At 40.7% G+C, this 24,731-nt stretch carries 29 protein-coding genes; 22 read left to right on the top strand and 7 right to left on the bottom strand.

Going from position 1 to position 24,731, the window contains the following annotated elements; all coding sequences use genetic code 11:
* Positions 1-128 precede the first annotated feature (128 nt).
* The 5 genes from yjbM (at position 129) to ACTHOQ_RS04565 (ending at position 4,425) form a co-directional block, all read left to right on the top strand.
* The gene (yjbM, locus tag ACTHOQ_RS04545; protein WP_440494489.1) at positions 129-809 is read left to right on the top strand and encodes a GTP diphosphokinase; all 681 of its coding nucleotides are present in this window, start codon (positions 129-131) and stop codon (positions 807-809) included.
* Positions 806-1,600: an NAD kinase gene (locus tag ACTHOQ_RS04550; RefSeq protein ID WP_440494490.1), complete on the top strand. Its 795-nt coding sequence runs from the start codon at positions 806-808 to the stop codon at positions 1,598-1,600. The genes yjbM and ACTHOQ_RS04550 overlap by 4 nt, the downstream gene beginning before the upstream one ends.
* Positions 1,601-1,611: 11 nt before the next feature.
* Entirely contained in the window at positions 1,612-2,496 is an 885-nt protein-coding gene (locus ACTHOQ_RS04555) for an RluA family pseudouridine synthase (protein WP_440494491.1), read from the top strand.
* 200 nt (positions 2,497-2,696) lie between these two features.
* On the top strand, positions 2,697-4,067 hold the full coding sequence (gene mgtE / locus ACTHOQ_RS04560) for a magnesium transporter (protein WP_440494492.1): 1,371 nt from the start codon (positions 2,697-2,699) through the stop codon (positions 4,065-4,067).
* 40 nt (positions 4,068-4,107) lie between these two features.
* The gene (locus ACTHOQ_RS04565) at positions 4,108-4,425 is read left to right on the top strand and encodes a 4-diphosphocytidyl-2C-methyl-D-erythritol kinase (RefSeq protein WP_440494493.1); all 318 of its coding nucleotides are present in this window, start codon (positions 4,108-4,110) and stop codon (positions 4,423-4,425) included.
* Positions 4,426-5,014: 589 nt separating this feature from the next.
* Here the strand turns inward: ACTHOQ_RS04565 and ACTHOQ_RS04570 are convergent.
* Positions 5,015-5,530 carry a CotY/CotZ family spore coat protein gene (locus tag ACTHOQ_RS04570; RefSeq protein ID WP_440494494.1) on the bottom strand — a complete coding sequence of 172 codons (516 nt, stop codon included), beginning with the start codon at positions 5,528-5,530 and terminating at the stop codon, positions 5,015-5,017.
* Between the two features lie 157 nt (positions 5,531-5,687).
* Between ACTHOQ_RS04570 and ACTHOQ_RS04575 the strand changes: the two genes are divergently transcribed.
* From ACTHOQ_RS04575 to ACTHOQ_RS04600, 6 genes are all read left to right on the top strand, one after another.
* Positions 5,688-6,089 carry a YhcN/YlaJ family sporulation lipoprotein gene (locus ACTHOQ_RS04575; protein WP_440494495.1) on the top strand — a complete coding sequence of 134 codons (402 nt, stop codon included), beginning with the start codon at positions 5,688-5,690 and terminating at the stop codon, positions 6,087-6,089.
* A 1-nt stretch (position 6,090) separates the two neighbouring features.
* Positions 6,091-6,546, top strand: coding sequence for a stage V sporulation protein AC (gene spoVAC, locus ACTHOQ_RS04580; RefSeq protein ID WP_440494496.1), 456 nt, complete (start codon positions 6,091-6,093; stop codon positions 6,544-6,546).
* On the top strand, positions 6,540-7,535 hold the full coding sequence (locus tag ACTHOQ_RS04585; RefSeq protein ID WP_440494497.1) for a stage V sporulation protein AD: 996 nt from the start codon (positions 6,540-6,542) through the stop codon (positions 7,533-7,535). The genes spoVAC and ACTHOQ_RS04585 overlap by 7 nt, the downstream gene beginning before the upstream one ends.
* Positions 7,532-7,906: a stage V sporulation protein AE gene (gene spoVAE / locus ACTHOQ_RS04590; protein ID WP_440494498.1), complete on the top strand. Its 375-nt coding sequence runs from the start codon at positions 7,532-7,534 to the stop codon at positions 7,904-7,906. The genes ACTHOQ_RS04585 and spoVAE overlap by 4 nt, the downstream gene beginning before the upstream one ends.
* A 62-nt stretch (positions 7,907-7,968) precedes the next feature.
* Positions 7,969-8,106 (top strand): YjcZ family sporulation protein, encoded by a 138-nt coding sequence (locus tag ACTHOQ_RS04595; protein ID WP_440494499.1) that lies wholly within the window; start codon positions 7,969-7,971, stop codon positions 8,104-8,106.
* A 15-nt stretch (positions 8,107-8,121) separates the two neighbouring features.
* Positions 8,122-8,370, top strand: a complete 249-nt coding sequence (locus ACTHOQ_RS04600; protein WP_440494500.1) for a stage VI sporulation protein F — start codon at positions 8,122-8,124, stop codon at positions 8,368-8,370.
* 159 nt (positions 8,371-8,529) lie between these two features.
* On the opposite strand, the gene ACTHOQ_RS04605 is transcribed toward ACTHOQ_RS04600, so the two are convergent.
* From ACTHOQ_RS04605 to ACTHOQ_RS04615, 3 genes are all read right to left on the bottom strand, one after another.
* Positions 8,530-8,958 carry a GNAT family N-acetyltransferase gene (locus tag ACTHOQ_RS04605; RefSeq protein ID WP_440494501.1) on the bottom strand — a complete coding sequence of 143 codons (429 nt, stop codon included), beginning with the start codon at positions 8,956-8,958 and terminating at the stop codon, positions 8,530-8,532.
* Between the two features lie 3 nt (positions 8,959-8,961).
* A complete protein-coding gene (locus ACTHOQ_RS04610) occupies positions 8,962-9,477 on the bottom strand; it encodes a YjcG family protein (RefSeq protein WP_440494502.1) in 516 nt (171 codons plus the stop codon).
* A 215-nt stretch (positions 9,478-9,692) separates the two neighbouring features.
* The gene (locus ACTHOQ_RS04615; RefSeq protein WP_440494503.1) at positions 9,693-10,412 is read right to left on the bottom strand and encodes an alpha/beta hydrolase; all 720 of its coding nucleotides are present in this window, start codon (positions 10,410-10,412) and stop codon (positions 9,693-9,695) included.
* A gap of 119 nt (positions 10,413-10,531) precedes the next feature.
* On the opposite strand from ACTHOQ_RS04615, the gene ACTHOQ_RS04620 reads away from it, so the two are divergent.
* The 10 genes from ACTHOQ_RS04620 to ACTHOQ_RS04665 all read left to right on the top strand — a co-directional run bounded on the left by ACTHOQ_RS04620 (position 10,532) and on the right by ACTHOQ_RS04665 (position 19,575).
* Positions 10,532-11,113 carry a phosphatidylglycerophosphatase A family protein gene (locus ACTHOQ_RS04620; protein ID WP_440494504.1) on the top strand — a complete coding sequence of 194 codons (582 nt, stop codon included), beginning with the start codon at positions 10,532-10,534 and terminating at the stop codon, positions 11,111-11,113.
* A 14-nt stretch (positions 11,114-11,127) separates the two neighbouring features.
* Complete coding sequence (locus tag ACTHOQ_RS04625) at positions 11,128-11,763, top strand: thermonuclease family protein (protein ID WP_440494505.1); 636 nt, start codon at positions 11,128-11,130, stop codon at positions 11,761-11,763.
* A gap of 32 nt (positions 11,764-11,795) precedes the next feature.
* The gene (locus ACTHOQ_RS04630) at positions 11,796-12,107 is read left to right on the top strand and encodes a DUF3139 domain-containing protein (RefSeq protein WP_440494506.1); all 312 of its coding nucleotides are present in this window, start codon (positions 11,796-11,798) and stop codon (positions 12,105-12,107) included.
* 317 nt (positions 12,108-12,424) lie between these two features.
* Positions 12,425-13,195, top strand: coding sequence for an NEAT domain-containing protein (locus ACTHOQ_RS04635; protein WP_440494507.1), 771 nt, complete (start codon positions 12,425-12,427; stop codon positions 13,193-13,195).
* Between the two features lie 20 nt (positions 13,196-13,215).
* Positions 13,216-15,018, top strand: a complete 1,803-nt coding sequence (locus ACTHOQ_RS04640; protein ID WP_440494508.1) for an S-layer homology domain-containing protein — start codon at positions 13,216-13,218, stop codon at positions 15,016-15,018.
* A gap of 256 nt (positions 15,019-15,274) precedes the next feature.
* Positions 15,275-16,183 carry a heme ABC transporter substrate-binding protein IsdE gene (isdE, locus tag ACTHOQ_RS04645; protein ID WP_440494509.1) on the top strand — a complete coding sequence of 303 codons (909 nt, stop codon included), beginning with the start codon at positions 15,275-15,277 and terminating at the stop codon, positions 16,181-16,183.
* A 135-nt stretch (positions 16,184-16,318) separates the two neighbouring features.
* Positions 16,319-17,272, top strand: a complete 954-nt coding sequence (locus tag ACTHOQ_RS04650) for a FecCD family ABC transporter permease (protein WP_440494510.1) — start codon at positions 16,319-16,321, stop codon at positions 17,270-17,272.
* Positions 17,273-17,280: 8 nt separating this feature from the next.
* Positions 17,281-18,051 carry an ABC transporter ATP-binding protein gene (locus ACTHOQ_RS04655; protein ID WP_440494511.1) on the top strand — a complete coding sequence of 257 codons (771 nt, stop codon included), beginning with the start codon at positions 17,281-17,283 and terminating at the stop codon, positions 18,049-18,051.
* A 1-nt stretch (position 18,052) separates the two neighbouring features.
* Complete coding sequence (gene srtB, locus ACTHOQ_RS04660; RefSeq protein WP_440494512.1) at positions 18,053-18,748, top strand: class B sortase; 696 nt, start codon at positions 18,053-18,055, stop codon at positions 18,746-18,748.
* Positions 18,749-18,750: 2 nt separating this feature from the next.
* The gene (locus ACTHOQ_RS04665; RefSeq protein ID WP_440494513.1) at positions 18,751-19,575 is read left to right on the top strand and encodes an EfeM/EfeO family lipoprotein; all 825 of its coding nucleotides are present in this window, start codon (positions 18,751-18,753) and stop codon (positions 19,573-19,575) included.
* A 923-nt stretch (positions 19,576-20,498) separates the two neighbouring features.
* Here the strand turns inward: ACTHOQ_RS04665 and ACTHOQ_RS04670 are convergent.
* Both ACTHOQ_RS04670 and ACTHOQ_RS04675 read right to left on the bottom strand, forming a co-directional pair.
* Positions 20,499-20,933: a hypothetical protein gene (locus tag ACTHOQ_RS04670; RefSeq protein WP_440494514.1), complete on the bottom strand. Its 435-nt coding sequence runs from the start codon at positions 20,931-20,933 to the stop codon at positions 20,499-20,501.
* A 180-nt stretch (positions 20,934-21,113) separates the two neighbouring features.
* Positions 21,114-21,266 (bottom strand): hypothetical protein, encoded by a 153-nt coding sequence (locus ACTHOQ_RS04675; RefSeq protein ID WP_440494515.1) that lies wholly within the window; start codon positions 21,264-21,266, stop codon positions 21,114-21,116.
* Positions 21,267-21,506: 240 nt separating this feature from the next.
* On the opposite strand from ACTHOQ_RS04675, the gene ACTHOQ_RS04680 reads away from it, so the two are divergent.
* The gene (locus tag ACTHOQ_RS04680; protein ID WP_440494516.1) at positions 21,507-22,895 is read left to right on the top strand and encodes an aldehyde dehydrogenase; all 1,389 of its coding nucleotides are present in this window, start codon (positions 21,507-21,509) and stop codon (positions 22,893-22,895) included.
* A gap of 57 nt (positions 22,896-22,952) precedes the next feature.
* Here ACTHOQ_RS04680 and ACTHOQ_RS04685 read toward each other — a convergent pair whose 3' ends face one another.
* On the bottom strand, positions 22,953-24,530 hold the full coding sequence (locus ACTHOQ_RS04685; protein WP_440494517.1) for a two-component system sensor histidine kinase NtrB: 1,578 nt from the start codon (positions 24,528-24,530) through the stop codon (positions 22,953-22,955).
* Between the last annotated feature and the right edge of the window lie 201 nt (positions 24,531-24,731).

The raw sequence follows: 24,731 nt of genomic DNA on the forward strand, positions 1-24,731 counted from the left end.
ACATCATTTCCCGCGAATTTGGCGTGAAATGTGTTTTTTTGAGGTACAAGAAGTATAATTGTTTGAAACAACGTGTTTTTGGAATAGTGTGACAGGAAAACGCTATTTCAAGTTGGGGGGTTTTGTAAATGGGGCAGTGGGAAGTATTTTTAAGTCCATATCGACAAGCTGTGGACGAATTAAAAATTAAGTTAAAAGGGATGCGCTCACAATTTGGCATCATGAGTGCGAATTCACCGATTGAATTTGTTACAGGTCGTGTAAAGCCACTTGCTAGTATATATGACAAATCGCTTGATAAAGAGATACCATTTGAACCGACTGCGCGTTTAGGGAATGAATTGCAAGATATTGCAGGTGTGCGCATCATGTGCCAATTCGTCGATGATATTGCGACAGTAACAGAGCTCATCCGCCAGCGCAATGATATGAAGGTTATTGAAGAAAAGGATTATATAACACATAGTAAACCGAGTGGCTACCGCTCGCATCATATGATCGTCGAATACCCGGTAGAAACGATCCAGGGGCGAATTGTTGTCGTGGCGGAAATCCAAATCCGTACATTGGCGATGAATTTCTGGGCATCGATCGAGCATTCCATGAACTATAAATATAAAGGGGTCTTCCCGGAAGAAATTAAAAATCGATTGCAGAGCGCGGCTGAGGCGGCCTTTCGTCTGGATGAGGAAATGTCGTCGATCCGCAGTGAGATTCAAGAAGCACAAGCATACTTTAGCGAAATAAAAGAAGCAACGAATACAGCTATCCATAAGTCAACTGACAAAGAGGAGCGTGACAGCCAATGAAGTTTGCAATTCAATCACGCAGAGACGACCAATCAAATGAATTGATGGAGCTCGCAAAATCTTACTTAATTGATTTCGGTCTAAAATTTGATGAGGAAGAGCCTGAAATTGTCCTTTCCATCGGCGGAGATGGGACACTTCTGCATGCCTTCCACCGCTATTTGCATCGTTTGGACAAAACGGCATTTGTCGGCATCCATACAGGTCATTTAGGCTTTTATGCGGATTGGAAGCCATCTGAACTGGAAAAGCTCGTGTTATCAATCGCCAAAAAGGAGTTCAATGTAGTGGAATATCCGCTATTGGAAGTGCAAGTACATCGTCACCATTCGGAATCAAGCACATTTTTAGCGCTGAATGAAGCAACAATCAAATCACCTGATGTGACGCTCGTAATGGATGTTGAACTGAATGGCGAGCATTTTGAGCGTTTCCGCGGAGATGGTCTATGTATTTCAACACCGTCCGGCAGTACAGCATACAATAAGGCGCTTGGCGGGGCGATCATCCATCCGACATTGCAGGCGTTCCAGCTTACGGAGATGGCATCGATCAACAACCGTGTCTTCCGTACAGTAGGCTCATCGCTAGTATTGCCGGCACATCATAACTGTGTATTAAAACCTGTGAATGAGCAGCAATTTAATATGACGGTCGATCATATAAATATGACGGAAACAGATGTGAAGTCGATTACGTTCAATGTAGCGAATGAGAAGGTCCGGTTTGCAAGGTTCAGACCATTTCCGTTTTGGGAACGTGTTCATGATTCATTTGTCTCGAATGAATAGAATGGAGACATATGGATAAACGATTTCAAGTACAATTTGTAAATACGGCCGAAAACGAGCTTTTGCGCGACGCCATTGCTCGTTGGGGAATATCAAGGCGTGCCCTTACCGCCATCAAGTTTAATGGGGGTGCGATTTTTGTGAATGGCGAAGAAAAAAATGTGCGACAACGGCTAGCAGCAGGAGATGTCGTGACGATTCTTTTCCCGCTTGAGGAAGCAAGTGAAGGCTTGGTCGCGCAACATGGAGCACTATCTGTTGTATACGAAGATGAGGCATTGCTCGTAGTGGATAAGCCGGCTTTTATGAGCTCGATTCCGTCAAGGGAGCACCCAGACGGCAGTATCGCGAATTTCGTATATGGCTATTTTGAGCAACAGCAGCTTGCTTCTACTGTGCATATTGTGACGCGTCTTGACCGTGATACTTCAGGATTGATGATCATTGCAAAGCACCGCCATATACATCATTTAATGAGCGGGCAGCAAAAAAAGGGCTGTATTCACCGTGAATATGAAGCGATTGCAGAGGGCAGCATTTTAAAAGATCAGCAGTCCATTATTGCACCGATCGGACGTAAAGATACGAGCATTATTGAACGGGAAGTTCGGGAAGATGGCCAATTTGCCCATACGGATGTGACCGTGTTGGCACGCAATAACGAACTGACCCATATTCGTCTTAAACTTCATACAGGAAGGACGCATCAAATTCGCGTCCACATGGCCTATATCGGTCATCCATTAGCAGGCGACGAATTATATGGAGGCAGTCGATCATTATTAAACCGCCAAGCACTCCATTGCCGCTTCATCCAATTTGAACACCCAATAACAAAAGAAAGAATGCAATTCGAAAGCAAGCTCCCAAAAGAAATGACAACACTAATTTATTGATATAAGATGCCAATGTTTTAATTGGCGTCTTTTATTTTTTTGGAAAAGTGGGAATATACTGTTGGGAAGGATTTTACAATTTTCCTGATGCATCTTCATAAAAATGAGTAAAATAAGGATAATCAGAAACAGGGCTTGACGAGTTTCAATCATTAGGAATAGAATTATTCGTTATGAGTAGTCGAGAGGAGGGGACAAGCATGATAGAGGAAAAAAATAATGAAGTACAATACGATGAGGCGTTTTTGCGAATGCTGCTTGATGAAGAAAATATTGAAGCATTCCGCGAGCATTTTTTAGTACTACATCCATATGATCAAGCACAGTTTTATGAAGAGGTGGGCCCTGACATACGACAGATTATTTATCGTTACTTGTCTCCTCAGGAAATGGCTGTTATTTTTGAGTCGACGGAAATTGATGACGATGAATATGAAAACTATCTGAATGAAATGGATCAGTCATACGGTGCTGCAATGCTCGGCTTCATGTATACCGATAATGCAGTGGATATTTTAAACGAACTGGATACTGAGCAACGTGAAAATTACTTGGACATGATGGATGAGGAAACCGTTGATGAAATTAATGAGCTTTTAGGCTATGAGGAATATACAGCCGGGGCCATTATGACAACCGAATATGTTTCGGTGCTGGAAAGTGCAACGGTTCGTGAGGCGATGCGTGTATTACGTCAAGAAGCGCAGACTGCCGAAACGATTTACTACATTTTCGTAGTTGATAATGAACATCGACTGCTCGGTGTTATGTCTCTGCGTGAATTGATCGTCGCAGAAGGAGATTTATATATCCGCGACATTATGAGTGATCGTATCGTAGCGGTTAAAGTTACGGACGACCAGGAAAATGTCGCAACCCTAATGAAAGACTATGACTTTTTAGCGATCCCTGTCGTCAATGACTATCGGGAGCTTCAAGGAATTATTACGGTCGATGATATTATTGACGTTATTGAAGAAGAAGCAGAGGACGATTACTCAAAGCTGGCAGGTATTTCGGATATGGATGACAATGATGCGGGTCCGATTCGCGCGGCGGGAAAACGTTTGCCATGGCTTATTATCTTATTGTTTTTAGGGATGCTTACATCAGGATTGATGGGGATTTTTGAGGCGACCCTCGATAAAGTCGCACTGCTCGCAACTTTTATTCCACTTATTTCAGGAACTTCAGGAAATAGCGGAACACAAGCTTTAGCCGTCGCTATCCGCGGTATTGCGACAGGGGATATTGGCGGGAAAAGTAAGTTTAAGCTTGTGCTAAGGGAATTAAGCACAGGGATTATAATGGGATTAGTGAGTGGTGCTATCGTCGTTGGTATTATTTTCTTTTGGAAGGGCACCCTTATGATTGGTTTACTTGTCGGGGCATCGATATGCTGCTCGATTATTGTAGCCACATTAGCTGGTTCATTCATCCCGATTTTAATGCATAAGCTTGGTGTTGACCCCGCTGTCGCGTCAGGACCGTTTATTACGACGTTGAATGACGTTACAAGTATTATTATTTATTTAGGGCTTGCTTCAACTTTTATTAGTCGTATTCTGTAAGGAACGAATTGTCCCGGGTTTGCATATTGTATGAAAAAGGATGTGGAATGTGGAAATTCATCCATTACTTTTTATTGCAAGTCCGAGTTATGTTCATCCGATACAAGATGAAGAAAGTACATCGGTTTATGTGCGGCCCGCCCCTGAAAAAATCGAAAATGCCCTTGTCGCCCGTCAGCTTTACTATTTTTCCAGACCGGCAAAGGAGCCAAGGATGCTATCGTTTATATTAAATTCAGGTGAAAGAATTTATGCTTCAATCGATAAAATGAATGGTTGCAATGTATTGTTGAATTGTGTTCAAACGAAGCGTTGGATTCATGCAAATGATATTGTCATGATTCATCACACCCTTTAAAATGAGGAGCCAAAATAATTGGCTCTTCTTTTTTGTATGAACGGTGTGGTGTGGATAAATTTAAAGATAAAACTATTCGGTGGGAAAGTGTGGAAAGTAGAACAAAGTGTGCCGAAAGTAGATTATTTTGCCTGAAAAGTAGAACTAAACCTGTTGAAAGTAGAACACTTCGCCCGAAAAGGAGAACCTTTACCGGAGAAAGTAGAACCGCGCCGCAATAATCGCCGCTTCAATCAGGAAAGTACAACAAAGTGTGCCGAAAGTAGATTATTTTGCCTGAAAAGTAGAACTAAACCTGTCGAAAGTAGAACACTCCGTCCGAAAAGTAGAAGCTTCCCGGGAGAAAGTAGAATCCTCCTCCCGAAAAGTAGAACCTTCACCGGAGAAAGTAGAACCGCGCCGCAATAATTATCGCTTCCCCGGAGAAAGTGGAATCGCCGCGGCCGAAAGTAGAACGCTCCTCCCGAAAAGTCCCCTCCTTAACACATGCGAGCTTTAAAATTTCAAAATATGTAAGCTAAAGTGCCTTTGCCCTCTATTTCGGGCGAAACAGGTCACTTTAGCGATTTTCATGTACTTATACGTATTATTAGTTACAAATACCAAGATCCACATCATCAATACATTGAACCGCGCAGAAGCAATCTAAATCAACTGTGATACAGCTATCCGATGCAGCAAATTGTGTAACACAGCATACTTCACGGAAGGAGATTTCAGTACCTTCACCATTTAGTAAGTCTACTGGATCATCGTTATCGTCTAATGGTATGAGCACACGCAATGTTGCACAGCAGCCATCAAAAATGTCTTCTACACGGAAATAAATCGATACACATGGTGAAGGCGCTCCATTAGCTGTCGTAAATGTAGCAAAGAATGGTGAACCATCTTTATTTAATAATGTGAATACCCGTGTATCCGCATTCGAACGAGCTGGACTAACGATACCTCCAAGCGGCTCTAAAAAACAGTTTGTCGTACATCTAGAACACTCGTCTTGTACTGCAGCGTTTTGGATTTCTAAAATGGCACGCACAACTTCGCAAACGCAGCCCCGAGTCGATTGGCTGCCACCCTCACTATGTCCTCTTCCACAACCCATATTTTTCACCTCCTAATACTTAACTCTTTCTAAAATATGAGATTTTTTCCGGAAGAAGCGGGCGAATGATTGGTCTGCATGAAACTTCATTGTGTGATGAATAATTCAAAATACGACAGGCTATACTTGGAGAAAAATGGACATAAGGGGGGCTGTTATGAGGAAATTGCTTGTCGGAATGAGCTTGCTTCTATTGCTTGCTGGCTGCAACGAGCGCGAAAAAGTTTCGACGTATTCGATGACAGATAATGAGCAGCATCAGCATGAAGTAGAGCAGCTATTCGAAAAAGATCCCGAAGTGGAACAGGCGAATATCGTCGTTATCGAAAATGAACTTTTTGTTGCGATGCAACTTAAGCCTATGAAGAAATGGAATCGCAAGAAAATTGAGGAACGCTGGCAAAAAAAATTGGAAAAGCAATTTTCCGATAGTACAGTCAATGTTTCGGCGGATTTTAAAATGTTTTGGGAATCGTCCAAATTGATGGATGAAAAGGATCAACATAAAATGCTTCAAGAATTGCAGCATTTAAAAAAGCTATCGAAGGAGGAAACGTAATTTGAAACAGCAACAATACAATACTTTAAAAGATCAAATTACACCGAAAACACCTCTCGCAATGAATTGTCTAAAAGCATTTGCTGTTGGTGGTGTCATTTGCTCGCTAGGTCAAGCCATTTCTTACTTTTATATGATATTTTTCGATTTTACGGAAAAAACGGTCGGCAATCCGACAGTGGCGACGATGGTTTTCATCGCGATGCTTTTAACAGGATTCGGCCAATACCGGAAGCTTGGGCAATTTGCCGGGGCGGGAAGCGCTGTGCCAGTAACGGGGTTCGGCAATGCGGTCATCTCCGCGGCCATCGAACATAAATCGGAAGGGCTAGTTTTAGGAGTAGGCGGCAATATGTTCAAGCTTGCAGGCTCGGTTATTTTATTTGGGGTCGTATCCGCCTTTTTTGTCGCATTGATTAAATTATTGCTCGTGTCGGTAGGTGTCGTATCATGGTAATTGTATTTCAATCGAAGCCCGCCATTGTCGCATCTGCCACCGTTGTAGGTCCTCTAGAAAAGCGTAGTGTATTTCAAACGTATTTTGACAAAGTATTTAATGATGAACGTCTGCAGAAAGCGACGAATGAGCAAGGAAATGCAATGCTTGTTTCGGAAGCCTGCCAATTAATATTGAAAAAATCAAATTTGAATAATTTAGACATTGATTATTTATTGGGCGGGGATTTGGTCAATCAAATGACACCAACGAACTTTGCCGCACGGGAACTCGCCATTTCCTTTATCGGCATGTTTTCCGCATGTGCTACGTCTGTTTCATCGATGATCATTGCGGCATTATTGACAGAGCTTGGGGCTAGCGATTTTTCGATAGCAGGGGCGTCAAGTCAGCATAATGCAGTTGAACGCCAATTCCGCTACCCGATCGAATATGGCTCGCAAAAACCTGCCACATCTCAATGGACAGTGACAGCGGCAGGCTTTGTGCTAGTCGGGAAACATGAACCGAAGCTTCCGTATATAGAGGCGGCGACCGTCGGAAAAGTGGTTGATTACGGTGCGACGGATCCTTTTCATATGGGTGGTGCGATGGCGCCGGCTGCCTTTGATACGATTCAGGCACATTTACAAAAGCGTTCGCAAAAATTGCAGGATTATGATGTTATAATGACCGGTGACTTAGGGAAAATCGGTTTGAAAATTCTGATTGCGATGTTTGCCCAAAGCGGAGTGAAGAAGGAAGATTTATCAAGATTCCGTGATGCAGGTGCCGAATTTTACGGAGAAGATACAGCATTTTTGGCAGGTGCAAGTGGTGCGGGCTGTTCTGCTGCTGTGTATAGCGGCTATATGCTTGAGCAGTTTAAATCAGGTCGTTACAAACGTGTATTATTAGTGGCGACGGGTGCGCTTTTATCGCCGCTCTCTTTTCAGCAAGGTGATACAATTCCATGCACAGCACATGCAATTGAAATCGGGATGGGGTGAGGACAATCGGCTTTTCATTTTTATTGGCATTTGTGATTGGTGGCTTTATTTGCTTAATTGGTCAGTTATTAATGGATGTAGGGAAGTTAACTCCTGGTCATACGCTATCCATTTTAGTCGTTGTCGGCGCGATTTTGGACGGGCTTAATTTATACGAGCCTTTAATCGACCTGGCCGGGGCGGGCGCGACGATTCCGATTACCTCATTTGGGAATTCCCTTACACATGGGGCAATGGCAGAGGCGGAAAAACACGGATGGATCGGTGTTTTGACCGGTATGTTTGAAGTGACGAGCTCCGGTATAAGCGCGGCCATTTTATTTGGTTTTATTGCAGCGTTAATTTTTAAGCCAAAAGGTAAAGTAGACTAGACGATTACCCTCCTTTTTTTTGTGTGTATGCATACACTACAAATTAGAAAGGGGGGTTTAGCATGTCTGGATATGGTTGGCAGCAATGTGGCAATTATGAGTCTCCGGCATATGGTTGCAACAACAATAATAGCAGCACATTCGTACTAATCGTTGTACTATTCATCTTACTCATTATCGTAGGAAGCGTATTTATTTAAAGGAGGCATTTTGAGATGGAACGTTCGTTTTTTAAGCAAGTAGAGCGCAAAACCGGCGTTGATTTTGATGAAATTATGACGCTCGCTAATGCATTGACACATGCGAATTTCTCGGATGAAAAACAAGTTCGGAAAATCGTCAAAAAAGTGAGTCGTCTTGCAAAGAAGCCGATTACGGGTGAACTAGAAGATAAAATTGTCAAATCTATCCTCCAAGATGGAAAATCATTAGACTTTTCAAAAATCGAGAAGATGATGAAGTAGTATTTTATTGAGCTCTATTGTATTCAAAGCCAAAAGCCACCAAGCGTATTCACTTGGTGGCTTTCATTTCTTCAGCAGATGTCGCTATTTTGGATAAAAATTACTGAATAAATATAAAAGTGCGGATGCGCTTAAATCTCGCCATAAAGGATGGGCATTCTAAATATTCTTTTCCATTGCGCGATGGGGAATGCCGGCGTCCATGAATTCAGGAGATGTTACGGAAAATTCCAGTTTTTCATAGAAAGGTACAGCATAGCTTTGGGCATTCAGTTTGAGCTTTTTAAATTCCGCGTTTTTTGCGTGTTGCTCAACTGCTTCCATAATCAATACACCGAGACGTTTTCCGCGATAGCTATTTAACACGCAAACACGTTCAACCTTTCCGATTTTTGGTTCGATTTCCCGAAGACGAGCTGTGGCAATCGTATCTTCGCCATCATTCACTAAAAAATGAATGGCCGTTTCATCATATTCGTCCAACTCCAAACTTAGCGGGACTCCTTGCTCTTTGACGAAAACTTCCTTACGCAAAGCAAATGCGCGCTCGCGGTCTTCGTCGGTTGTTACTAGTTTTACTTCAAACACGTATTACTCAGCTCCAGTCAATTTGTATGTTTCATAAGTTGTCCATGAGCCATCTTCTAATTGGTATAGTAAGTGGAAACGGTCAATTACATCCTTTTCATCTACACCAACCATGCGCAGCTGACCATAAATATCATCATGCTCTGAGGCGCTCATCTTTTGTGCGATTGTAATATGCGGCACAAACACATGCTTTGTTTCACCGAAATTGATTTTTTCTTGAACTGACTGGTGAATGCTTTCTAACTGCGATGTTGGTTCAACACGGAAAAAAATAGCATTTGTCGTTGGATAAAATGAACTAATCCGGGATGCATGAATTTGTAAAGGCGCAAATTGTAATGCCACCTCTTGCAAATGTTTAGAAATATCTTCAATTTGAGATTCATCCGCATCAAATGCATCCTTTAATGTGATGTGAGGAGTAATTAAAGCATAATGCGGGTCGTAGCGTTTGCGATAAGTGTTCGCCAAATCTTGAACTTTTTTAGATGGAAAAGCAACAATACCATATTTCAAATTCATTACCTCCTAAGAATTAATCAAATTTTACTTTCATTCAACAGTCATCTGGCTAAATGCTGAATGAGGAGAAAGCCTCCGACGGATATCGCGAATTTGGAAAGGAATTATGCATGCAAGCACAAAACCGAATTCGGACACAAATATGCTGAGGCATAATTGATATAAGTATAACAGAAAAGAATGTGAATAAACATTTCCAGAACACGCCATTATCCGAAAATTTCAATTAGTGCGCGTTTTAAATCAGGCTTCCAATATGTCCATGTATGATTGCCATCAAATTCTTCATAAAATGTTTCGACACCAAGCTGCACGAATAGTTCATGCAATTCACGGTTCGGTGTTAAAAAATCCTTGACCGAGTTGTCTTTTAATACAACTTCATTTTCCTGTAACCCGATAATATGATATAAGGAAAGAATTTCAATGTTTTTCGCACTGCGAACTGCCTGCAATACATGTTCGTCTACATAAGGTGATTGCAAAATGGCTTTGCCGAAAATATTTGGATAATGGACTGCTGTCATCAGCGAAATCGTCGCAGCCATGGAATCGCCTATTAATGCACGTCCGCCTCCAATTTGTGCCGTTGAAAATTCTTCATCTAAATATGGCACAAGTTCATGCGCCAAAAATCGCATATACGCATCAAATTGATCGCCTTTTGGAGTATATTTGCGCTTGCGGTCTTCATAATTTTTGTATGGAACACCGACGATTATTGTATTATCAATCATATAGCCATCAATAAGTTCATCCGCCAAACGCGGGATTCCGCCTAGCTGGAAGTAATCTTTGCCATCGGATGCGATTAAAACGTTATATTCATATAATGGGGAATAATTTGCTGGAATATAAATCAACAGCTCTAATTCTTCATTTAGTGCATTACTAAAAAAAGCTACGTCCTTTACTATGCCTTTTTCCAATGTTGTCACTCCTGTCTATTGTTGTACCCAAAATTGTATCATAAAGAAAAATAAAGGTGTAATATAGAAAGTGGGCAAGTAAATGTGCGCTTAATATAAATAAAGGTGAGGATTAATTCATGCATAATAAAAGAATTCGTGTACACTCTGATGAGGTGACAAAAGCCACGCGCGACGCATTGGAACGTCGCCACGTAACTATTGATGATATTGCTGAAATCGTTTATACGATGCAATCACCATATAATGAAGGATTGACGATTGAGCATTGTGTTCAATCTGTTGAGCGTGTGCTTGATAAACGTGAAGTGCAGCACGCTGTATTAGTAGGAATTGAATTAGATGAACTAGCCGAAAAGCGGTTGCTGTCTGCGCCGCTCCAAGCGATTATTGAATCTGATGAAGGTTTATTTGGAGTGGATGAAACGCTGGCATTAGGGGCTGTATTTACGTATGGAAGCATTGCGGTAACAACGTTCGGTCATTTGGATAAGCAAAAAATTGGAATCATTGAAAAGCTCGATACTAAAGCCGGGGAATCAGTCAATACATTTTTGGACGATTTAGTAGGAAGCATCGCTGCTTGTGCGGCATCGCGTCTGGCACACCGTATGCGCGATCTGGAAGAAGAAGGCGAAACATTCGCAGACATCCCGCCGAATGAACTAGGGCCAAGTCCAAAGGCAAACACGGAGATTTAGAAAGGATTCAGCTAATGAAATTAAAAGATATAAAAACGCTCATTACAAGTGGAACAATCATTTTAGCAGTAGGATTATATTTAGTATTCAGTGAACCGAAAGAAGAAACAGGAGAAACGACATCTTCGGTTATTACGGAACAAAATGTAGTGTATAAACTCACACCAGAGCTGGCGATGGACAAAACGGGAAAGCAATTAATCGATGTGAAGTTTTTAAATGCCAATGACGGCGATACATTCAATGTCGAAATAGATGGGGAAAAGCAGCGAGTGCGTCTTCTGATGATTGATACACCGGAAATGAATTACAATAAAGGCGAACCGATGCCATATGCAGAAGATGCGAAAGTGCGCACTGCTGCATTGCTGGAGCAGGCGGATTCCGTGCAGCTATTGTTCGACAAAGGACCTGAAACGGATAATTATGACCGCCTTTTAGCCTATGCATTTGTCGATGGTGTCAGCTTGCACGAGGTTTTATTAAGCGAAGGACTCGCGGCAGTGCGCTATGTCAACAAACCGAACGACACACTTGAAAAAGAGCTGTTGGAAATTCAGCAGCAAGCCGAACAAAAAAAGCTGAAAATTTGGGCACACGAAAACTATTTGCAGCGCGACGGTTTCCATCCCGAAGAAGCGGGCAAATAAAATATAGGGGGAATTTTATTAGAAAGAAACTGTTGATAGGCTTAATCGTTTTAATAATGATTTCTCCTATCCTATATGTGCAAATCAACAAAGTTATGTATGCGAGTAAAGTATCCGATTATCTTATTGAAGAAAAGGGATATAAAAAAGAAGAAATCAAGTCAATAGAGGGCGTATGGGGAAAAAAGCTTCCCGCATTTTATGTAGTCGTCATTTTCAAAAATGAACCGAATATCGAATATACATATTTCGCACATAGCGGTGTAGGGCAATTCGAATTTCGAGCAGTAGATGGTAAAGAGATAACGACGGATGAGTTAACAAATTATGATCCAAAAAACTGAAATAAATATTTTGAAAGAACGCGAAAATGATGGAGAGGGTGACATTGAGATTGCCCATTTCCATCTTTTTTATTGTATTTTTCAAAGTTTCTTGTTGTTATAAATTATCAGAAATATACCCTGATAACTTATGAAACTTTCGTCAACTATTAATTACGACAAATTCATGAAATTTCCGGGGAAATGTGAAAAATTTATGCGAAATGAGAATGTTGTCATTTGAGAAACATCCAATTTTGTGGCATGCTATATTATGGTATTGAGAAATGTTCTCTATTAGACAATTGGCATTTTATGAAGAAAAGGAGGAATGTGACTTGAAAAAATATTTCTTCATCATTTTTGCTGCTCTTTTTTTGGTAGCGTTTACTTTGCCTAATCAGTCTTTTGCTGTCATTGCGGATGGTACATATGAAGTGAATTATCAAGTGAACAAGCCTGGCAGTAATTCGGCATCCATGGCTAACGATTATTTTTTAAAGCCCGCAAAAATTATAGTGAAAAATGGTAAAACGACAATGCAGCTTACCATTAAAAAAAGTGCCTGGGTTACAGAGTTTAATCCACCGGGCGGGGCAAAAGTAATCAGTTCGAATGAATCTGCAGATCAGCGTACAGTTCAATTTTCTGCTGCGAATGCAAACTTGGTCACAATCGCGATGAAGATCGATATTGATGAAATCGACTACCATCATGGCTATAGTGTGGATTTTGTATTTGATAGCACAGGCTTACCAGAAGCAAAAGTTGAGGAGCCAAAAGAGGCAGAAAAGCAGGAAACAACGCAAACGGCCCCAGCTAAGGAGCCGCCAAAACAGTCGTCAGGAAGTAATACTTCTTCAAATAAAACAGCAACATCAACTGAAGCACAAAAAACAGAATCATCCAATCAGCTAGCGAGTGCAGCAACAAAATCAGATGATTCCATAAATTCAGATGAAAAAAATGCATCTGAAATGACGCAAGCTGAGGATTCTGAGGCAGTAGAAAATCCGGAGACGAGCGATGAATTACCGCTTATGGCGATTATTTTCTTCATCGTAGCGGTGATTGTATTCATTCGCACAAAGCAAACAAAAACTAGATAGACAATTGGAGGAAATGGAAAATGGCTAAAAGTTCAAAAGCAACAAAAGCAGTATTAGCTTCATTATTAGCAACATCGGCAATCGTGCCTGCAATGGCAGTATCCGCTGAAGCGGGCGGCGAAACAACTCGCACAGGAGAAGCAGCAACTGCTGCAGCGGCAAAGACGATTGATTTTAAAGTGGAAGATGCAACTGGTCAATTAGCTAAATATGTACCAGGTACGGGTAATCTAGTAGAGCGTGGAGGCCAAAAGTATATTCAACTTAATTTAGCTGAAAATGTACTGGCGATGATTGAAGAAGTTTTAGTGGATGGCAAGACAGCTGTATACAACTATGGTTCAAAAATGATTTTAATCCCTATTTCTGATGATTTTAAAACTGTAGAAGCGACATTTACATTAAATACACCTGCTGGGAAAATGGACGCAAAAGGAACAATTACACCAGACGCAAAGTCAATTAAAGAAGCAGCTGAAACAGCAAAACCTTCTGAAGAAGCAAAAGAAGAAAAAGTGTTCACAGTAGGTAAAACTTTCGAGTCAGTAGCAGACGGCACTTATGATATTAAGTGGGATGCCTACAAGGAGAAGGTCGGCAACTATAAAGCGATTAGCAGCCATTTCTCACCAGATGCAAAGTTAATCGTTAAAGATGGCAAATATTCGGTGCAGCTAACTGTTACTGAGTCATCGAAATCCATGGTGCAAGATGTAACAATTGCCGGCAAAAATGCAGTGGCGGAAAATGGTATCGTTACTATAGAAATCCCATCAATTAGCGATTTACATGAAGCATCAGTTCATGTTGTTGTACCTGCTATGAATATGGATAAACCATACCCATTCGGCTTCGCTGTCGAAACAGCTAATTTGGAACTGCCAAAAGCAGATGCGGCAACGGTTCCGACTACTCCTGCAGCAACAACTGAGCCAGTTTACGTATATAAAGATGGCACAAAAGAATTATCCATCATGCAAGGCAAATACTTAACGGATAAAGTGACAATTACAGCTACTGAAGGCGGATATGATGTAGATGTTACATTCCCTGAAGGTCAATGGATTAACGAATTCAAAGTTGAAGGCGCAACAGTCGCATTAAAATCAGAAGAAACTGTGGATGCTAACAAAGTAAAAATTTACACAGTATCTGTAAAAGATTTAAGCAAATTATATACTGCATCCCTTGATTTATCTGTAAACCAAGGTCCAGTCGTATATAACAGTGTACACGAAGTACAATTACAATTCGGCGGCAAACAGGCAACAGATACAACAACTGCTGTTCCATTCAAAGATATCGCAAGCAACGGGAACAAAGATGCAATCATTAATCTTTACAACAAAGGCATTTTCAAAGGGGCGGATAAGTTCAATCCTGGCAATAACTTAACTCGTTCTCAATTTGCGTTAATGTTGAACCGTGCGTTAAATTTGGACATTCCGGCAGCACAAAAATTCGCTGATCTTCCAAAAGACGCTGAAGCAGTAAAAGCGATTAACGCTTTAAACGGCTATGGAATCATCAATGGTACATCCACTACTACGTTCTCGCCTGGCAAAGATATTACACGCAAACAAGCGGCTTTAATGATTTACCGTTTATTGGAGAAAAACGGTTACCAATCAACAGGTGCAACAGCGAACTTCTCGGATATGCCAAAAGATAAAGAAGCGGCAAAAGCAATTGCTGAATTAAACAAATTAGGCATCATCTCTGGTTTTGAAGGAAAGTTCAACCCGGAAAATAAATTAACGCGCTCTCAAATGGCAAAAATTTTAAACAATACATTAACAGCTGTTGATGGCTTGAAAAAATAAGAAAATAAAGTGCAAGGGGTTTTCCGTAAAGGAAAGTGATTTCGGATAAGCCCCTGGCGACATGCAGCTGTATGAACATTATTTTTTTAGTGAATATTTATTAGAGGATAGGGTTGTGTTAAAAGTTCTTGGCTTTTAGCACAGCCCCAGTCCTATTTTCAAGCAGGAGAGTGAAAGTTGATGTTTAAGTTGAACTAAACTTCCATCTGTGCAGAGATGTAGTTTACTTCAGTTTAAACAACTAGGAGGAAAACGAATGAAAAAGTGGCTTATAGGACTCGCATTCAGCATAGCTGTACTTGCGGGCTGCGGAAATGGAAATGAAGAAGGAACGGCGGAAAAGGAAGCATCAGCCGAAAATAATGCAGCAGAACTAGCTTCGCCAGTGGAGGAGGAGCACCGCATTATTGCAGGAACGGTCGTAATCGCGCAAATTTTGGATCGCTTAAATTTGGATGCAGTGGCGGTTCCTGAGACAATCAAAGACTTGCCGGCACGCTTTGACGGACTTCCTGATATCGGGAATGCGATGGACCCGGACGCGGAAATTATAAAGTCGCTCAACCCGACAGAAGTATTATCTGTATCGACATTGGAATACGATTTAAAGGATAAATTCGAGCAATTGAGAATTCCCGTAGATTTCATCGATTTAACAAGCATTGAATCTATGATGGGGGAAATTACAGCAATTGGAGAACGCTATAATCGCGCAGAAGAGGCAAAGGCGTTGAATGCGGAGCTGCAGGCAGAAATGGATGCGGTGGAAGTAGCCGCTAGTGATAAAGAAAAGCCGCGTGTACTTATTTTGCTCGGTGTACCGGGTAGCTATTTAGTGGCGACGGAAAATTCATATGCGGGGGATTTAGTCCGTTTAGCGGGCGGCGAAAATGTAATGGGTGGCCAGGATGCTGAATATTTGCCGTCCAACACGGAATATTTATATTCGTCTAATCCTGATATCATTTTGCGTCTGGCGCATGGAATGCCGGATGAAGTAATTGAGATGTTTGACGAGGAATTTTTAACAAATGATGTTTGGAAGCATTTTAATGCTGTGAAAGATGGGCAAGTATACGATTTGGAGGAAGAGCTTTTCGGTACAACGGCAGCGCTGAATGTACCTGAGGCGCTAAATCGCTTAGTGGAAATTTTCTATCAATAATGCTATGCAAGAAGCAAAATGTAGGGGAAGAAATAGTTTGGAGGATGAAAAACACTAAATAAGAAAAACTTCAGCTTGCACTAAGTTGGCGTGGAATGTTTTTTCTGATTCATTCATTTATAAAGGATGTTTGCTGTGACAAAAAAAATTATTAGCTTTATAGCTATCGCTGTTTTATTGGTCATCACCGTTATTTATGCGGCGACAACCGGAAGTATTCAAATGTCGTTTATCGATTTTATAACGAATTTTTTCAATGCTGATAATGCGAATATGGCTGCAATCAAAGATTTACGCTTCCCTCGTATTATCGTCGCATTGTTTGCCGGAGCTGCACTATCGGTTGCCGGTGTGCTGCTACAGGCGATTATGCGTAATCCGTTGGCAGATGCCGGCTTTATCGGAATTTCAGCCGGTGCCGCCTTTACAAAATTATTTATTGTAAGCTTTGTGCCGACAATGTTTTTCTTTTCGCCGATCGCGGCATTTATCGGCGGGGCATTGGCATGTTTCTTCGTCTTCTTACTTTCATGGAAATCAGGATTAAATCCATTGAAATTAATTTTAGTCGGAATTGCGATTAATGCGATGTTCTCTGGCCTTACAGAAGCGATGATTAGCTTCGGTGCCTCCGCATCAGGGGCGATTACGTCGAACTTAACATTAAAAACCTGGGATGACGTATCATTAATTGTTACATATGGCTCAATCGGCCTTATTCTTGCATTTATTTTATATGCATCATGCAATGTGCTCGTATTATCGGATAAAACAGCGAAAAGTGTCGGCTTTAATGTAACGGCAGCAAGAATTATTATTGCTGCGGCGGCAGTTCTTTTGGCGGCCGCATCTGTTGTCGTGGCAGGCGTCATTTCATTTGTAGGAATTTTAGTGCCGCATATTGCACGCCGGCTTGTCGGTTATGACCATAAAGTATTAATACCTTTTACAGCACTTTTGGGCGCATTCATAATATTGTTGGCAGATACGCTCGGTCGTACTTTGTTTAGTCCGATGGAAGTGCCGGCATCGACGATTATGGCGATTATCGGAGGACCATTCCTCATATTTTTACTTAGGAAAGAGTGACAAGCATAATGGAAATTAAACAAGTGGTAGTTTCGCATGATGGTGCTACACGGCATTTAAATGAAGTATCGACAGCAATTCCAAAGGGGAAGATTACGACAATTATCGGACCGAATGGCTGCGGAAAATCAACATTATTAAGTGTCATGTCACGAAATAATAAACCGCTCCAAGGACAGGCAACATTTGAAAACCGTGATTTAGTTGAATATAGGCCGAAAGAATTTGCCAAAAAATTTGCGATTGTTTATCAGCAAAACGATATTCCGGCAGATTTAACGGTTGAAAAGCTTGTCATGTATGGTCGGATGCCGCATACATCGTTATTCAAAAAAAGTGCACCGGAAGATGAGGAGGCCGTTGCATGGGCGCTTGCTTGTACGAATTTGCTCGAAAAGCGGTATAAAGAATTATCGGCATTATCAGGCGGGGAACGGCAGCGTGTATGGATTGCGATGGCGCTCGCCCAAAAATCGGAAATGCTATGCTTGGACGAACCGACAACATATTTGGATATTTATTATCAATTGGAGCTTTTGGAGCTGGTCAAGCAATTGAACGAACAATACGGATTAACAATCGTGATGGTGCTTCATGATATTAATCAGGCAATTCGTTACAGCGACCATATTATTTTAATGAAAGCCGGCAAAATTATCGCGGAGGGCGCACCGCGTGAGGTGATAACGAAGGAAGTCATCAAGGAAGTATATGGCGTCAATTCTGTGTTTCATGAAGACGAACAGCTTGGGCTCTATATGATGCCGTTAAGTATTTAATATGCGAAAATCGATTCGGGCTTTAAGTTTAATCGCCATGATTATTTGTGCGACCATCATTATCCGCCATTATTTTAGCTATCATGAAGTAACAGGGCAGCTGGAAGAAGCAAAGCAAATGATGGCAAAAGACAAGCTTTCCACCCTCCAGCAGCAAAACGCCAATATTATCGGGTGGCTTGCATTGGAAAATAGCAGGCTTGATAATCCCGTATTGCAAACTTCCGACAATGACTTTTACTTAAAGCATAATTATTTGGATGAAAAAAGCCGTGGCGGCAGTATATTCGCCGATTTTCGCAATGAAGTGATGGAAGATCGCCATACGATTTTTTATGGCCATGTTTTGCGGAATGGGACGATGTTCGGGAATTTGCCGAAGTTTCGCGAGCAAGCATATGCGGAAGCACATCCGGTTTTTTATTATGAAACGAATGATAAAAAATATGCCCTTCATGTATTTGCTGCCTATGAAACGACAACAGAATTTTATTATATTGAAACCGAATTTACAGATGAAACATATGCACAGTTTTTATCGGAAATTCAGCAACGTTCCGACATTGAAATGTCTGTGCAAATGACAGTGGCAGACAAAATGGCGACTTTTTCGACGTGTACGACATCCCAAAATGACAAAGAGCGTTTTGTTGTTCATGTAAAGATAGTCGAACTAGAAAAACAAGAGGTGGAATGAGCATGAAAAACAGTAAGAAACTAATGACAGCCTTACTTGCGGTCTCTATATTGGCTGCATGTGGTCAAAAAGAGGACGAGCAAGCGGCAGAACCGTCTGAACAACAGGAAGCAATAATAGATACAGCGACTGAAACCGATCAGTTCAAAGCATTTGCGGAAAAACAAATGGATGATTTTGCAGCAGATACAGAACTTTTAGCCGCATATATTAAGGACGGTAAACTGGAAGAAGCGCAAAAACTATACCCGTTAGTAACGATGTATTATGAGCGCATACAGCCGCTTGCCCCGAGTTTTCCAAAGCTTGCCGCGAAAATCGGCGGTGAGCTTGCAGAAGGAAAAGAGACGGACACGACAGGCTTTCAACGTTTAGCATACGGATTGTTTACAGAGAAAAAAACGGCGGGTTATGAGGAAACGGCAAATGAACTTGCAGCAAATATAAAAGCATTGCAAACAGAGCTTCCAGCGATTGATAGCTCAGAAAACAATGTGCTGGCATCTGCCGTGGCGATGTTCAATAATATGGCGAATGATCGTTTAACTTCCTCAAGCATTGCCGGCAATGAAGTGTATGCAGTAAAGGCACAAACAGAAGCGGCAGAAGCAATAGCGGAAATATTCATGCCGCGTGTATCGGCAGAAAGTGCAGCATCAGCAGCTGAAGCGATTGCAGCATTAAATGATATGAGCGCTTATTTTGAAGTCGGAAAAGAAGATTATGTGAACTATAGCTTCTTCACATCGAAACAAAAACAAGAGCTGCAAACAGCGGTAGCGAATGTCGAATCAGCGTTGCAGCAAATGAATGAATCATTGAAATAGTTTTGGAAATGAGCTTTTAACAGTAATAAAAAAATGGAAATATTTCAAAGCGCATATTTAGCTTTAGCCTGACAACTGGATGGTTTTGGCATTCAAGTTGTTGAACAGGCTAATGGAAAGTGCTGAAAACGGCGGTTATTCATTTTTAATAAGCCCCTCTCTATCGGGGTGAACAAAATTCATATTTACTTATAGAGATCCCGGCTCTTAATTAAATGTTGAGGGAAAAAATAAGCGGAGTTTTTCCGGTTATTTACGTAATAAAGCTCGTTTCGAGGGGAATAAGGGGAGATTTTCCGGTTATCCAAAGAAAATCCCTCCATTTTCATGTTTTTCGGATCGACAAGCGGAATTTCTCCGTCTATTTAAGGTATTTTTTAATGTATTTTTTTAATAAGGGGAATTTTTCCTTCTATTTATTGGAGTGGGCAGGCGCTTAAACTGATCTCCTCCCAGCCAATCGGTAATAGAGGCCCCCTTCATCTCAAATTGAGGGAACCCGACTCTTTTTCCGTCACCGTCTTCCGCCCAGCTGCAAATCCGCCTTGATTTTCTCGGGGATTTTCAGCTGGCGGATAAAATATACAGACAAACTTCCTGAAGAAAAGGGACCGATTGTTGAGCCGGTAAAAAACTGTAAATTGAAGTCCATAATAAAAATGACAGATTTCAGCACACCCGTGCAAAAGGAAGGCACTTAAAAAGGAAAGAACGTTTACTTCCTTTACTTTTGTGTCCTGTCCTCCAATAATCGCGGCTCGCACGATGTGGGTATTGGGATTATACCGCAAGGATGCGCTATCATTTCTCGGAGTTGGAAGGGCGCAACAATCCGTATTGCAATTTGCATGAAATGTTATATGAAGTATTCTGAAGCTAAAAATGCCGATGAAGAGCGTTGTTCGCTTAATCATCGGCATTTTTTAGTTGAATGCTTCATGTTTTATATATTGTTCTGCGGCTTCGGGTATGTCTTTGTATGAAATTTCATTGATTGATGCAAGTTTTTGTTCATCGAATGTTATCGTTAATACTTCGGTGTTTTTATTCCGCACAGGCATAAGCCATTTTAAAGTGATGTTATTCAATGCTTCAACATGCTGTATTTCCTTCAATAAATTATAGCTGTCCTTCAGCAATGTGCTTTCCTTAATAAATTCGGATGCCTGCAGTGAAATGGCTACATTTTGCTTGTCATCAATTGGTGTTATTTCGATATTGAGCATAATATTTTCAACGAATTGCTGGAGTACAATTTCCGACATCGCAATCATCGTTTGTGATTTTAATTGCTCTGGGGCAATCGCGGCTTTTGCCTCATCGATTGCTTCTTGCTGTTCTGAAGCATTTTTTTTCATAATGTATTGTACTGAAACGACGCAGACAAAAATGAGCAGAGCGAGCATCATGAATTTCAGCAATTTATTTAAAATAAGGATGACCTCCTATAAACATTGCATAATAATTTATATTATATAGTCATTATGCCACAAAAAAATACTAAAAAGGACTGCCAAATGTGACAGTCCTTTTACGGGTTAAGTATTTTGTTCTTCATTAGGAATTGTAGCAACAAATTCGTCGAAGTATAAAAATGATTCATCCTCTAATTGTTTAATCTTTTGTTCATTTAATCCAATAGATAATGGTCCAGAAAAAATCTCGCCCCACCAAGTCTCAGTAATCATCATTTATATAGCCTCCTTGTACGATTGTTATCCAGTACGTATTATGTCCGTTTAAATAGTTAGTTATGAAATTCCCAGCTGTGCTTCTTTATAAACCTTATACTAAAATTTCATACGATTGCACCACCTAGCCTCCTTAAATTGGAAGGAATAATGATTAACTTTGTAGTAGTTATTACTATAGTTAATATGTGTGAACAGCTATAATTTATGCATACATTTATAAATGAAAGGATGAAAAAAATGAAATTTACTGTGCAGGATGTTGAACAAATGATTGAGAATCAACGCTCCTTTTACTATACGGGCGCAACGAAAGATGTGGAATTCCGCAAGCAGCAGCTCGTATTATTGAAAGAAACAATTAAAAAATATGAGGCGCAAGTAATAGAAGCGTTAGCATCGGATTTGCGAAAAAGCGAATTTGAAGCATATTCCACAGAAATCGGTATTGTATATGATAGTATTTCCTATTTTATAAAAAATATAAATAGCTGGATGGAGCCGCAGCTTGTAAAAACGCCGCTTCATTTCCAGCCTGCGAAAAGCTATATTGTACGCGAACCATATGGTGTCACATTAATTATCGGTCCGTTCAACTATCCGTTTCAATTAATAATGGAGCCATTGATCGGAGCGATTATCGGTGGGAATACAGCGATTGTAAAGCCATCTGAATCCGCTTTGCATACAGCCCAAATCGTCAAGAAAATTGTGGAGGAAACGTTCCCGACGAATTATGTACGTGTTGTCGAAGGAGAAAAAGAGGAAGTGACGGCTTTAATCCATGCACCGTTTGATTATATTTTTTTTACGGGAAGTGTCGCGGTCGGAAAAGTTATCGCTAAAGCTGCTGCAGAGCGTCTCACACCGATTGCATTGGAGCTAGGTGGTAAAAGCCCTGCCATCATAGATCAAACGGCTAATTTAGACGTGGCGGCAAAGAGAATTGCATGGGGAAAATTCAACAACACAGGACAAACATGTGTAGCGCCTGATTATGTGCTCGTTCATACAGCGGTTGCGAAAAAATTTACACGTCTATTGAAGAAGACAATCCGTGAATTTTTTGGCGATGATCCACAGCAAAGTCCGGATTACGGGCGTATTATTAATGCGCGCCAGTTTGACCGCCTGCAAAATATATTGGATAAGGAACGGGATACAGTCACATTTGGAGGACGTACTGAACGTGAGGACTTATATATGGAGCCGACGATATTAGAGCATATTACGTGGGATCATCCATCGATGGAAGATGAGCTGTTCGGTCCGATTTTGCCGATTATGACATATGAGCAATTGCCAAGAGCGATCCATGAAATTCGCCAATTGCCTAAGCCATTAAGTGCATATTTGTTCTCGGAGAATGAAAAGGCCGTTTCCTACTTTTTACAAGAACTTCCATTTGGCGGCGGCTGCATCAATGATGTCATAACACATGTAGGAAACAGTCATCTGCCGTTTGGAGGGGTAGGTCCTTCAGGGGTGAAAGCATATCACGGGAAAGCGAGCTTCGAGAACTTCACCCACCCTAAATCGATTATGCAACGCTCTAATAAACTGGCAAATAGCTTACTATATCCACCATATAAACAAAAAGTGAAGCTTGTTCGTACGATAATGAAATAATATTATACAAGTAAAAAAGGCTTTCTTGAAAAACAAATTCAAGAAAGCTTTTTCATATTATTCTTCAACTATCGGGAAGGACAGCAGAATATCTGTTCCTGCATGTTGCTGGCTCGCTATTTTGATTGAACCGTTATGATCTTGGATAATTTTGTTGATAATGACCATTCCGAGCCCGGTTCCTTTTGTTTTCGTCGTATAGAAAGGTTCGAAAATATGTTCCAGCACATGTGGAGGAATACCGCAGCCTGTATCGATTATCCGAATGAAAATTTCTTTTCCATCATCGCTTTTGCACACTTTTAGCGTAATTGTCCCATCGTTATGAATCGCTTCAATGGCATTTTTAAATAAATTAATGAATATTTGTTTAATTTGATTTTTATTGCCTAAAATAATCGTATTTGGATATTCATTCACTGTGTGCAGCTGAATGATTCTTTGTTGGAGTTCGTATTGGAAAAAACTCGCAACTTCCGTTAAAGCTTCCGCTAGATTAATCGGTACAAACTGATTTGCCTGGGGTTTCGATAATACAAGAAACTCCGATAAAATCAATTCGATCCGCTCTGTTTCATTTTGGATGAGCTTCGTATATTCATAGTAAGGCGAATTTTTGTCTTCGTTCATCATTTGCACATAGCCTGAAATGACAGTCATTGGATTTCGGATTTCATGGGCAACACCGGCAGCCAGTTCGCCGACAAGCTTTAATTTTTCGGATTGCAAAATCAGATTTTCGTTTTCCTTAATATAAGAAATGTCCCGTGAAATGACGGAAGCCGCAATAATTTCGCCGTGGGGGCTTAAAATAGGGGTCAATGAGATTTGCGCATCAAACACTGTCCCATCTTTTCTCATATCGGTCGTTTCGAATAGATGGTAGCTTTTTCCGCGCTTTAAATCCTTTGTCCGCTGTTTTGCCCCTTCTTCATTTTCCGGCGGGACGAGCGGCAATGAACGTCCGATCGCTTCTGCCTTGGACCAGCCATATAATTTCTCGAATGCTGGATTGACGGCAATGACACGTTCCTCCAAATCAAATACAGCAATCGCATCTTTCGCTTGCTCAAAAAAGAGATTCAAATAAGCGTGTTTCGAGTTAAGATTATATTCACGGTCAATTGCCTTTTTCTCCACCTTTGACCAAATGCTTTTTATGAAAAAGCTTTGAGCCAAACTTACGATGCAAATAACGAGCAGAAAACTAAAGAACAAATAGTTTTCCTGGGACTCGAATATTTTAAGCGAAATAATCGAGCATTTATATAAAACAAAAATTTCAAGTAGCACGAGAAATATATTAATGAACGAAATTGCCAATGAACGATAAATAGTCAAAACCGCGATTAAGTATATAAATGCATAAAACGTAATATTGTTTAAGCTTTGAAAATTAAAAAGAAAAGCAAGTATATGCCAATTGCTGATCAGAATGAATTGAAAAGCCTGTGGTGGCATTTTAAAAAAATATAAGGCGACAAGTACAATACTGCTGCCAGCACAAAAAAATAAATTAGCCGGGTGATGGTGGAACTGCTGTGAAAAAATCACGATTGCAAAAACAGCGGCAGAAAAGATATAGGTGATCAACGTAAGCAAGTTTCGCTTATTTAAAATTTCGTGTTGCTGCATAAAACACCTCAAATAAGTAATGTTAACTATTATGATACAGGAATTTACGATGTCGATAAATGGCGAATTTTGTTATGATAGAGATATCGTATAAATAGACGAAATATGTGAGTGAACAGGAATTCTTTATTGAAAAGCGTGGAAATTTCAATCCATGCGCAGTATGATGGTTATTACATAGAAAGAAATAATCTTAAACGA

The organism is Solibacillus silvestris (assembly GCF_051967575.1).
Lineage (GTDB): Bacteria > Bacillota > Bacilli > Bacillales_A > Planococcaceae > Solibacillus > Solibacillus silvestris_B.

Bases quoted from the DNA above. Each gene is read 5' to 3' on its own strand.
- ACTHOQ_RS04680 (WP_440494516.1), top strand. From the start codon at position 21,507: ATGAAATTTACTGTGCAGGATGTTGAACAAATGATTGAGAATCAACGC.
- isdE (WP_440494509.1), top strand. From the start codon at position 15,275: ATGAAAAAGTGGCTTATAGGACTCGCATTCAGCATAGCTGTACTTGCG.
- ACTHOQ_RS04550 (WP_440494490.1), top strand. From the start codon at position 806: ATGAAGTTTGCAATTCAATCACGCAGAGACGACCAATCAAATGAATTG.
- mgtE (WP_440494492.1), top strand. From the start codon at position 2,697: ATGATAGAGGAAAAAAATAATGAAGTACAATACGATGAGGCGTTTTTG.
- yjbM (WP_440494489.1), top strand. From the start codon at position 129: ATGGGGCAGTGGGAAGTATTTTTAAGTCCATATCGACAAGCTGTGGAC.
- ACTHOQ_RS04600 (WP_440494500.1), top strand. From the start codon at position 8,122: ATGGAACGTTCGTTTTTTAAGCAAGTAGAGCGCAAAACCGGCGTTGAT.
- ACTHOQ_RS04655 (WP_440494511.1), top strand. From the start codon at position 17,281: ATGGAAATTAAACAAGTGGTAGTTTCGCATGATGGTGCTACACGGCAT.
- ACTHOQ_RS04555 (WP_440494491.1), top strand. From the start codon at position 1,612: ATGGATAAACGATTTCAAGTACAATTTGTAAATACGGCCGAAAACGAG.
- ACTHOQ_RS04570 (WP_440494494.1), bottom strand. From the start codon at position 5,530: ATGGGTTGTGGAAGAGGACATAGTGAGGGTGGCAGCCAATCGACTCGG.
- ACTHOQ_RS04665 (WP_440494513.1), top strand. From the start codon at position 18,751: ATGAAAAACAGTAAGAAACTAATGACAGCCTTACTTGCGGTCTCTATA.
- ACTHOQ_RS04620 (WP_440494504.1), top strand. From the start codon at position 10,532: ATGCATAATAAAAGAATTCGTGTACACTCTGATGAGGTGACAAAAGCC.
- ACTHOQ_RS04675 (WP_440494515.1), bottom strand. From the start codon at position 21,266: ATGATGATTACTGAGACTTGGTGGGGCGAGATTTTTTCTGGACCATTA.
- ACTHOQ_RS04670 (WP_440494514.1), bottom strand. From the start codon at position 20,933: ATGAAAAAAAATGCTTCAGAACAGCAAGAAGCAATCGATGAGGCAAAA.
- ACTHOQ_RS04575 (WP_440494495.1), top strand. From the start codon at position 5,688: ATGAGGAAATTGCTTGTCGGAATGAGCTTGCTTCTATTGCTTGCTGGC.
- ACTHOQ_RS04640 (WP_440494508.1), top strand. From the start codon at position 13,216: ATGGCTAAAAGTTCAAAAGCAACAAAAGCAGTATTAGCTTCATTATTA.
- srtB (WP_440494512.1), top strand. From the start codon at position 18,053: ATGCGAAAATCGATTCGGGCTTTAAGTTTAATCGCCATGATTATTTGT.
- ACTHOQ_RS04565 (WP_440494493.1), top strand. From the start codon at position 4,108: ATGTGGAATGTGGAAATTCATCCATTACTTTTTATTGCAAGTCCGAGT.
- ACTHOQ_RS04625 (WP_440494505.1), top strand. From the start codon at position 11,128: ATGAAATTAAAAGATATAAAAACGCTCATTACAAGTGGAACAATCATT.
- ACTHOQ_RS04585 (WP_440494497.1), top strand. From the start codon at position 6,540: ATGGTAATTGTATTTCAATCGAAGCCCGCCATTGTCGCATCTGCCACC.
- ACTHOQ_RS04595 (WP_440494499.1), top strand. From the start codon at position 7,969: ATGTCTGGATATGGTTGGCAGCAATGTGGCAATTATGAGTCTCCGGCA.
- ACTHOQ_RS04685 (WP_440494517.1), bottom strand. From the start codon at position 24,530: ATGCAGCAACACGAAATTTTAAATAAGCGAAACTTGCTTACGTTGATC.